Source organism: Leuconostoc sp. BM2, from assembly GCF_002095565.1.
GTDB lineage: Bacteria > Bacillota > Bacilli > Lactobacillales > Lactobacillaceae > Leuconostoc > Leuconostoc falkenbergense.
Genome location: NZ_MOWQ01000124.1, coordinates 1 through 552, shown reverse-complemented (window position 1 = coordinate 552; position 552 = coordinate 1). Strand labels below are relative to the sequence as shown.

1 protein-coding gene and 1 pseudogene are annotated in these 552 nt (G+C 38.4%); both read left to right on the top strand.

The annotated features are described in order from the left end of the window. Window positions 1-200 (top strand): annotated as a pseudogene (locus BMG01_RS11540) (hypothetical protein); the annotation flags it as partial. Continuing rightward, complete coding sequence (locus BMG01_RS11535; protein ID WP_332400173.1) at window positions 161-508, top strand: transposase; 348 nt, start codon at window positions 161-163, stop codon at window positions 506-508. The pseudogene BMG01_RS11540 and the gene BMG01_RS11535, both read left to right, overlap by 40 nt. Window positions 509-552 lie beyond the last annotated feature (44 nt).

The window sequence follows — 552 nt, the reverse complement described above, 5'->3', positions numbered from 1 at the left end:
CACAAGTTATATACTATGCAAAGCGTTGGATTGAGTTGCATGGTACCAAGGGTGACATCCTGACTGCTATGGTAGATAAGGCTAAGGATTTACCGGAATACAGCATTTATCAAAGCATTCCAGGGTTTTCGGATAAAACAGTTGTGTCGCTGATAGCTGAATTGGGCGTTTACATCGTTTTCGTACTGCCAATAAGCTAAACGCTTTTGTTGGGATTGATTTAAGGTTCAATGACTCAGGTGATTACAAAAGCACAGGTTCTATCACCAAAAGGGGAAATAGCACCGCACGCAAAGTTCTATTTAGAGCAATATCAAATATAGCGAGTACCGCATCTTATGGGCATCCCAGTCATATTAGTGATTGGTATCAGAAGAAAAAGCAATCTTCATTGTCTAAGGGAACAAAGAAAATTGCCATTGGTGCCATGTCGCGATTACTGAGAACCATGCATTATCTAGTCATTAATCATCAACTGTATGATTACAAAGCTGTATCAAAGCACTAGTATTCTACATTTATAAGCCTAACATTTTTTAAAATCGATGTGAA